General features: G+C 77.0%; 8 protein-coding genes. 5 read left to right on the top strand and 3 right to left on the bottom strand.

Annotated features, from left to right (window positions below):
- The 3 genes from PSR1_RS19795 to PSR1_RS19805 all read left to right on the top strand — a co-directional run.
- The coding region (locus tag PSR1_RS19795; protein WP_152643391.1) for a tetratricopeptide repeat protein at positions 1 to 899 on the top strand (899 nt) is incomplete at its 5' end.
- A gap of 81 nt (positions 900 to 980) precedes the next feature.
- The gene (locus tag PSR1_RS19800; protein WP_059439132.1) at positions 981 to 1,520 is read left to right on the top strand and encodes a MarR family winged helix-turn-helix transcriptional regulator; all 540 of its coding nucleotides are present in this window, start codon (positions 981 to 983) and stop codon (positions 1,518 to 1,520) included.
- Positions 1,517 to 2,875: a TolC family protein gene (locus PSR1_RS19805; protein ID WP_059439133.1), complete on the top strand. Its 1,359-nt coding sequence runs from the start codon at positions 1,517 to 1,519 to the stop codon at positions 2,873 to 2,875. Before PSR1_RS19800 ends, PSR1_RS19805 begins: the two co-directional genes overlap by 4 nt.
- Positions 2,876 to 3,000: 125 nt before the next feature.
- Here the strand turns inward: PSR1_RS19805 and PSR1_RS19810 are convergent, their stop codons facing one another.
- Positions 3,001 to 4,272 (bottom strand): GAF domain-containing protein, encoded by a 1,272-nt coding sequence (locus PSR1_RS19810; RefSeq protein ID WP_059439134.1) that lies wholly within the window; start codon positions 4,270 to 4,272, stop codon positions 3,001 to 3,003.
- Positions 4,273 to 4,390: 118 nt separating this feature from the next.
- Positions 4,391 to 5,371, bottom strand: coding sequence for a GGDEF domain-containing protein (locus tag PSR1_RS19815; protein ID WP_059439135.1), 981 nt, complete (start codon positions 5,369 to 5,371; stop codon positions 4,391 to 4,393).
- A gap of 104 nt (positions 5,372 to 5,475) precedes the next feature.
- On the opposite strand from PSR1_RS19815, the gene PSR1_RS19820 reads away from it, so the two are divergent.
- Positions 5,476 to 6,375, top strand: a complete 900-nt coding sequence (locus tag PSR1_RS19820; RefSeq protein WP_059439136.1) for a DUF72 domain-containing protein — start codon at positions 5,476 to 5,478, stop codon at positions 6,373 to 6,375.
- Here the strand turns inward: PSR1_RS19820 and PSR1_RS19825 are convergent.
- The gene (locus PSR1_RS19825) at positions 6,300 to 7,091 is read right to left on the bottom strand and encodes an exodeoxyribonuclease III (protein ID WP_059439137.1); all 792 of its coding nucleotides are present in this window, start codon (positions 7,089 to 7,091) and stop codon (positions 6,300 to 6,302) included. The genes PSR1_RS19820 and PSR1_RS19825 overlap by 76 nt on opposite strands.
- Before the next feature lie 143 nt (positions 7,092 to 7,234).
- Here PSR1_RS19825 and PSR1_RS19830 point away from each other — a divergent pair.
- On the top strand, positions 7,235 to 8,058 hold an 824-nt coding region (locus tag PSR1_RS19830; protein ID WP_304511091.1), incomplete at its 3' end, for an inositol monophosphatase family protein.

The raw sequence follows: 8,058 nt of genomic DNA on the forward strand, positions 1-8,058 counted from the left end.
TCCGGGCGCTCGCGCTCGAGCCGCGGAGCGCCGAGGCGCAGCTCGCGCTCGGGACGCTGGAGTGGTCGGCCCGCGAGCTCGAGAAGGCCGAGGCGGCGCTCGCGGTCGCGGTGGACCTGCAGCCGCGCAACGCGGCCGCGCTCACCCGGCTCGGCGCGGTGAAGCTGGAGCGGGGCGACGCCGAGGCGGCGGTGAAGCTGCTCGGCGCCGCCACCACCGAGGCCCCCGGGGCGGCCGACGCGCAGCTCTGGCTCGGGCGCGCCCTCCTCGCCCGGGGCGAGACGCCCGCCGCGCTGGTGCGCCTCCGGAAGGCGGTGGACCTCTCCCCCGCCGCCCCGGAGCCGCGGCTCCAGCTCGGCCAGGCGCTGGAGCGGTCCGGGGCGCTCCAGGAGGCGATCGAGGCGTACCAGGCGGCGGCCGCGGCCGCCCCGGCGCTCCCCGACCCGCACGAGCGGATGGCGCTGCTGTACACCGCGAACGGCCGCTGCGACCTGGCGCTCGCGCCGCTCGCGCGCGCCATCGAGCTCGCCCCGCGCGCCACCCGGCTGCGCGTCGAGCTGGGCGAGTGCCAGGGCAAGCTCGGCAAGCACGCCGAGGCGGTGCGGACGCTCCGCGCCGCGCAGCGGGCCGACCCCGCCGCGGGCCAGGTGCTGTACCCGCTCGCGCGCGAGGTGCACCAGGCGGAGGGGGTGCGGGCCGCGCTGCCGCTCTACGAGCGCGCCGTGCGCGAGGACCCGAAGAACGCGATGCCGCACTACTTCCTCGGGTACGCGTACAAGGAGCGCGGCCAGCGGGAGCGGGCGGTCCAGGCGTTCCGGGCCTTCCTGGCGCTGAAGCCGGACGCGCCGGAGCGCCGGGACATCGAGGCGGAGATCGAGGACCTGGGCGGCGCGCGCTGACCCGCGCTGCCCGGACGGGGCGCGCCGCGCGCGCGGTCTTCGGTTGACAGCCGCGACGGTCCGCTCTACGGGTGCTCCGCAATGCGGAGTACCCCCGCCCGCTCCGGCCCCGCCGCCGACGCCCGCCGCGTCCGCGAGCTGCTGGTCCGCCTGTCGCGGCGCGGCTCGCTCCGCGATCCCATCGGCGGCAGCGGCCACGGGCTCGACCTCTCCCCGGTGCAGGTGCACGCGCTGCTCTGGCTGGGCACGGGCGGCGCGCTCACCATGGGCGAGCTGGCGCGGCACGTGGCCGTGACCGAGAAGACCATCACCGGCGTGGTGGACCGGCTGGAGCGGGACGGGCTGGTGCAGCGGGCGCGCAGCCGCGACGACCGCCGGGTGGTGCGGGTCTCGCTGGCCGAGCGCGGCGAGGCGGCCTGGCGCGCGCTCGACGCGGAGATCTCGGCGCGGCTGGAGGGCCTGCTCGCGCTGCTCGAGCCGCGCGACCGGCGGGATCTCGTCCGCATCCTGGCGCGGCTGGACGAGCGGCTCCGGCCGGCGGAGGGCGCCGCGGCGCCGGCGCGCCCGGGGACGGCCCGCCGCGCGGGCGGAAGGCAACACGAACGGCGGGAGGACGCATGAACGCACTGATCACCGCGGCGCTGACGCTGGCGCTGGCGCAGGCACCCGGGACCCCTTCGACGCCCGCGCCCCCGCCACCCGGCGAGGCCGCGCCGGCCGCCGCCGGTGCGCAGCCCGCGCTGCCCGTGCTCACGCTCGACGACGCGCTCGCCACCGCCGCCGCGCAGAACCTGGATCTCAAGGCGGCCCAGGCGCGGCTGCGCCAGGCCGACGAGCTCTCCTGGAAGGCGTGGTCGGGCTACCTGCCGCAGGTCACCGCGAGCGGCACCTACACGCGCAACGAGACCGAGGCGGTGCTGCCGGCCGGGTCGCTCGGGCCCGGCTCGCCGAAGATCACCATCCAGGCGCAGGACCAGCTGAACGGGCTCGTCGAGGCGACCCAGGCGCTGCTCGCGCCGCAGCTCCTCTTCGCCATCCCCAACGCGAACCGGGGCGAGGAGATCGCCCGGCTGAACGTGGAGACGGCGCGGCGCGAGGTGCTGTTCGGGGTGGCGCAGGCGTACTACGGCGCCGCCTCGCTGCGGCGGGCCATGGAGGTGTCCGAGCGGCTGCTCGAGATCGCCGCCCGCCAGGAGAAGGACGCGCGCGTGCGCTACCAGGCCGGCGCCATCGCCAAGGTGGGCCTGCTGCGCGCCGAGATCGACCGGGCCCGCGCCGAGCAGGACGTGAAGCGGTCGCAGAACGCGTTCGCCTCCGCGCGCATCGCGCTCGCGACGCTGCTCGACCGCCGGCCGGACTTCGACGTGGTCGATCCGCCCGAGCCGGTGCTGGCCGGCGACGCGGAGGCGCTGGTCGCGGCGGCGCTGCGGGACCGGCCCGACGTGCAGGCGGCGCGCGTCAACGTGGAGCTGCAGCGCGGCGTCCGGAACCAGGCGGTGGCGCGGTACCTGCCCAACGTGGGCGCGTTCGGCCGCTACACGCTGGCGAACGAGGCCGGCTTCACCGGCACGAACCACGCCTGGGCCGCGGGCCTGGCGCTGCAGTGGAAGGTGCTCGACGGCGGCCTGCGCGAGTCGGACATCCGCGAGGCGAACGCGAAGATCGACGAGGCGAACGCGTCGAGCGCGAGCGCCGAGCTGAAGGCGCGGCAGGAGGTGGAGCAGGCCTACCTCGACATGGAGAGCGCCCGCGCCAACGCCGCCAAGGCGAAGGAGCAGCGCGACCTCGCCGCCGAGAACCAGCGCCTGGTGGACGTCGCCTTCCGGGCCGGCACCGCCACGGCGGTGGAGCAGGCGGACGCGACCGCGCAGCTCCGCACCGCGGAGGTCGGCCAGATCACCGAGTCGCTGGCCGCGCAGCTCGCGGCGCTGCGGGTGCTGAAGGCGGCCGGCGCGTTCCACCCGACCCGGCGCTGAGGGTCCCTCGACTCCCCGCTCACCCTGAGCGTCCCTCGACTCCGCGCGGCCTCGCGGCCGCGCTACGCTCGGGATGAGCGGACGGAGTCGAAGGGTCGGGACGAGCGGACGGAGCCGGGGGGCGCCTAGCGCGCCTCGTCGCGCAGCCGGGCGCGCTCCAGCGCCTGCGCCACGATCTGCGCCACGGTGAGCACGAACCGCTTCTCGTCGGCGTCGAGGTCGCGCGGGTGCGGGAACCCGAGGCCGAGCGCCCCGACGGTGCGGCCGTCGCAACGGAGCGGCACCGCCGCCCAGGCGCGGTCGCCCACCCGGAGCGCCAGCTCGGCGGCGTTCGGGTAGGCCTGCGCCAGCGCCTCCGGGCTGGAGACCCAGATCGCGGTCTGGATGCGGTAGGCCTCGGCGAGCAGCGCGGGCGAGTCGGCCCGCAGCTCGCGCAGGTCGAGCGCCAGGTCGTCCGCCCAGCCCTGGCAGTGCAGCACCTCGAGCACGCTCGCGCCGGGCGCCGCGCGGACCACCATGGCGGTGGCCGGCTCCAGCACCGACAGCCCGTTCTCCACCGCCACCCGCGCGATGGCCTGCGGGGCGAGCACCGACGCGAGGCTGGCCGAGACCGACTCGATCCGGCGCAGCCGCAGCACGCCCCGCTGCGCGTCCACGCGATCGTGCCGCTCGCGGTCCGCCTCCTCCAGCGCGGCCCCGCGCCCGGCCTTCTCGGCCTGGTACCAGCGCGCGTTGTCGAGCGCGAGCGCGGCCGGCTCGGCCAGCGCCTCGGCGAACAGCAGGTCGGACTCGTCCAGGCCCGGGAGCATGTTCGAGCGGATGAGCGTGATGGAGCCGATGACGCGGTCGCGCGCGACGAGCGGGACCGAGAGCAGCGAGTTGGGCTTGATGGCGCGCAGCACCGCCAGGTGGCGCTCGCCGTGGGTGGCCCACTCCATCACCTCGGTCGTCACCTGCCGGAACAGGCGCGGGGCGCGGTCGCGGATGGTCTGCGCGCCGGGGGTGGCCCAGCCCGGCCCGAACGCGATCGAGCGCATCTCCTGGGCGAGCGGCGCCTTGGCCGGATCGCCGTGCGCGACCTCCACGCGGCGCGGGATCCCGTCGCCGTCGATGAGGTCCACGAAGCACCAGTCGGCGAACTTCGGCACCACCGCCGAGACCAGCACGCGGAGCGTCTGCCGGAAGTCGAGCGCCGCCTGCAGGAACGCGCGCTCGATGGGGATCTCCCGCTCGCGCTTGCCCTCGGCCAGCGCGCGCTCGGCGCGCTGCGCCTGCGTGAGGCTCGCCAGATCCGCCGGCGCCGGGGCGGGCTCGTCGGCGACCGCCGGGACGTGGATCACCCCGCCAGCGTGGCCCGTCCCGCCCATCGCCGCCGCCCGTGCGTCGTGAGACCGCATGATCTGGATGCCTCCGGATCGCCGCCGCCCGGAGCCGTCGGGCGGCGCCGCTGAGCGGGCGCCGCCGGGCTCGCCGGGGAGCGGACCGGCGCGAGGATCGCAGGCCCTCCCCCCAGCGTCAAGGCGCCGCGCCGCCGCGCGTCATGGCCGCTTGCGCGGGATCAGGCCGCCCCTCCGCGGGCGCCATCGGGAGCGCCACCACGGTGTTCCGGCCCGCCTGCTTCGCGAGCTGGAGCGCCCGCCCCGCCGACTCCATCACCTCGCGCTGCGTGCGCCCCTCCGCGACCTCCGCCACGCCGACCGAGACCTTCACGCCGATGGAGGCCGGCTCGCCGCCGCCCTCCGGCTGCCAGGCGCAGCGGCTCCGCGCCACCGCGCGCCGGATGCGCTCGCCGAGCGCCCGGCCGCCCGCGAGCGTCGTTTCGCGGGCGATGACCGCGAACGCGGCGCCGCCGGCGCGCGCCAGCACGTCCTCGCGCCGGAGCGCGCCGCGCAGCACGAACGCGACCATCTTCAGCGCCTCGTCGCCGGCGGCCTGGCCGTGCGCCTCGTTCACCGCCCGGAACCGGTCCACGTCCACGAGGAGCACCGACATGGAGCGGCCGTGCCGCTGGGCCGCGGCGAGCTCGGCGGCGAGCCGGTCGTCGAGGTGGCGGCGGTTGAACACGCCGGTGAGCGGGTCGAGCAGCGCGATCTCGGCGAGCTTCATCTGCCAGCGCGCCTCGAGCTCGTCGGCCCAGGCGAACTTCAGCACGGTGGCGCCGCCCAGGCTCACGCGGCCGCCGTCGGCGAGCCGCACCTCGCCCTCGGCGCGCACGCCGTCCACGTAGGTGCCGTTCGCGCTGCCGAGGTCGCGCAGCAGCGCGCCCTCGCCCTCGACGCGGATGGCCGCGTGGCGGCGCGACACGCCGTCGTCGCGGATGGGGAGGTCGCAGTCGTCGCGCCGGCCGATGACGAGCTCGCGGTCGGGCGCGAGCGGGTAGATGTCGCCGAGCTGCGGGCCCGCCAGCACGAGCAGGAAGGCGTGGCGCCGCCCCGCCGCGCACGGCGTGTTCGGCAGCGTGGTCCAGGTGCGCTCGCTTCGTTCCTCGACCGGCAAGTGGCCTCCCGCGCCGGGGGCGGATTCTACCCGCACGCGGGCCCCCGCCCCGCGTCCCTTGGCCGCGGGTTGAACGGACGGTCACCCTGCGTTACGCGTCGGGCGTGATCCGCTACGGACCCGCGGGATGGGAGTACCGGGACTGGGCCGGCGTGGTCTACCCGCCGGGCGAGGGCAAGCGCTTCGATCGCCTGGCGTATCTGGCGCGCTGGTTCTCGACGGTGGAGGTGGACGCGACGTTCTACCGGCCGTTCCCGGCGGCGGTCGCGGCGCGCTGGTGCGAGCGGGTGCGCGAGGTCCCCACCTTCCGCTTCGGCGCGAAGGTCTGGCGCCGGTTCACGCACGAGCGCGAGGCGTACGGCGCCGAGGAGGTCGCGCAGGCGCGGGCGGCGCTCGATCGCCTGCACGAGGAGGGCAGGCTCGGCGCGGCGCTCCTCCAGTTCCCGTGGTCGTTCAAGCGGAGCGAGGCGTCGGAGGAGTGGCTGCGCGGGCTGTTCCGCGCGTTCGCCGGCCTGCCGCTCGCGCTCGAGGTGCGCCACGCGTCGTGGGACGATCCCGAGGTCCTCGAGGAGCTGGCCGCGGCGGGCGTGGCGCTGGTGAACGTGGACCAGCCGCGCTTCCGGCGCTCGCTCGCGCCGGCCGCGCGGGTCACGGCGCCGGTCGCGTACGTGCGCGTGCACGGGCGCAACTACCGCGACTGGTTCCGCAAGGGCGCGCCGCGCGACGCGCGCTACGACTACCTCTACGACGCCGGCGAGCTCGCGCCCTGGGCCGAGCGCATCGCCGAGATGGCCGCCTCGCCGCGCGCACCCGACGTGTACGTCGTCACGAACAACCACTTCCGCGGCCAGGCGCCCGCGAACGCGAAGATGCTCGAGGCGATGGTGGAGCACCGCCGCGTGGCGGTGCCCCCGCCGCTCCTCGCCGCCTACGAGGCCGCGCTCGCGCCGTTCGCCGCGCCAGCGGAGGGCGCCGCCGGGAACTCGGCCACCACCGGCGCGTGATCGCTCGTGCCGAAGTCGGCCAGCACCCGGCACCGCGTGGCGCTGGCCGCGAGCGGCGCGCTCGCCAGCACGTAGTCGATGCGCCAGCCGATGTTCCGCTGGCGCAGGTTGCGCCACGGCGCCCACCAGGTGAACAGCCCCTCGTTGGCGGGATCGAGCGCGCGGCCCACGTCCACCAGGCCGTGCGCCAGGATGCGCTCGAACAGCGCCCGCTCCTCCGGGAGCTGGCCGATGGCGCCCGCCTTTCGCTCCTTCGGGTGAACGTCCATGTCGGTGCGCGCGACGTTCAGGTCCCCGCAGAGCACCAGGGGCCGCCCGGAGGCCTGGGCGTCCGCGGCGAACCGCTCCATCGCCTCCAGGAAGCGGAGCTTGGCGGCGAGGTCCTTGCCGCCGTTCGGCACGTAGATCGAGGCCACCGTGACGCCGCCCAGCTCGCAGGTGGCGATGCGGGTCTCGAGGTCGAACGGAGGGTGGACGAACGCCGGCCGCTCGGGTGCGATCGCCTTGCGCACCAGCAGCGCCACGCCGGAGTAGGCGGTCTCGCCGTGCCACAGGCACCAGTAGCCCTCGAGCTCGCACAGCGACGGAGGGACCTTCGACGGAGGGGCCTTGATCTCCTGCAGGCAGACGACGTCGGGGCCCTCCCGGGCGATGAACTCGCCCACCTGCGCCTCGCGCGCGCGGATGCCGTTCACGTTCCAGGTGCCGATCTTCACGCGGTCCCCTCCCGGCCTCCTGTCTAAGGGCCCGGCGGGCGGATGTCACCGGGCACGGGCGCGCTCCACCTGAGGCCGGAGGGCGGCCGGGCGGGGCGGAGATCCCGCCGCCGGACGCCGCCGCGCTTGATACACATGGAGGAGTGACCGACCTCTCCCGCGCCCTGGAAGCCGCCCTCCGCGCCGCCCGTGCCGCGGCCGACCTGCTGCGGGCGGAGCTGTTCCGGGCCGGCGGCCCCCGGGGCGAGCCGGGGCACTGCCCCGCGGACGAGGAGGCCGAGGACCTCATCCGCGCCGTCCTCGACGCCGCGTTCCCGGGCGACGGCTTCGTCGGCGAGGAGCGGCCCGAGCGCAACCGGCCGCCGGCCCGTCCGGGCGGGCGGTGCTGGCTCGTCGATCCGAACGACGGGACCGCCGACTTCCAGCGCGGCCACCGCGGCGCCTCGGTGTCCATCGGCCTGGTGCGCGACGGCGTGCCGGTGCTCGGCGTGGTGCTCGCCCACACCGCGCCGCACGGCGGGGAGGATCTGCTCGCCTGGGCCGAGGGGGAGGGCCCGGTGCGGAGGAACGGGGCGCCGCTCCCGCCCATCTCCGCGGCGCCGCTCCAGGCCGGCGACGTGGTGCTCGTGTCCTCCTCGGCGGCGAAGCGGGCGCGCGGCAACGCCGAGGCGGTGCAGCCCGGGCGCTTCCGGCCGCTCACCAGCATCGCCTACCGGCTCGCGCTGGTCGCCACCGGCGAGGCGCGCGGCGCCATCTCGCTGCACCGGCCGCGCGCGCTCGACGTCGCGGCCGGGCACGCGCTGCTGCGCGGCGCGGGCGGCGTGCTCCTCGACGAGGCGGGGCGCGAGGTGCGCTACGGGCCGTCGGGCGAGGGGCGGGTGGCGTTCTGCTTCGGCGGCGCGCCCGCGGTGGCCGCGCGGCTGGCGCAGCGGAGCTGGGTCGAGGGCGCAGGCGTACGGGCCCGGCG

The sequence above is a fragment of the Anaeromyxobacter sp. PSR-1 genome (assembly GCF_000964525.1).
GTDB lineage: Bacteria > Myxococcota > Myxococcia > Myxococcales > Anaeromyxobacteraceae > Anaeromyxobacter.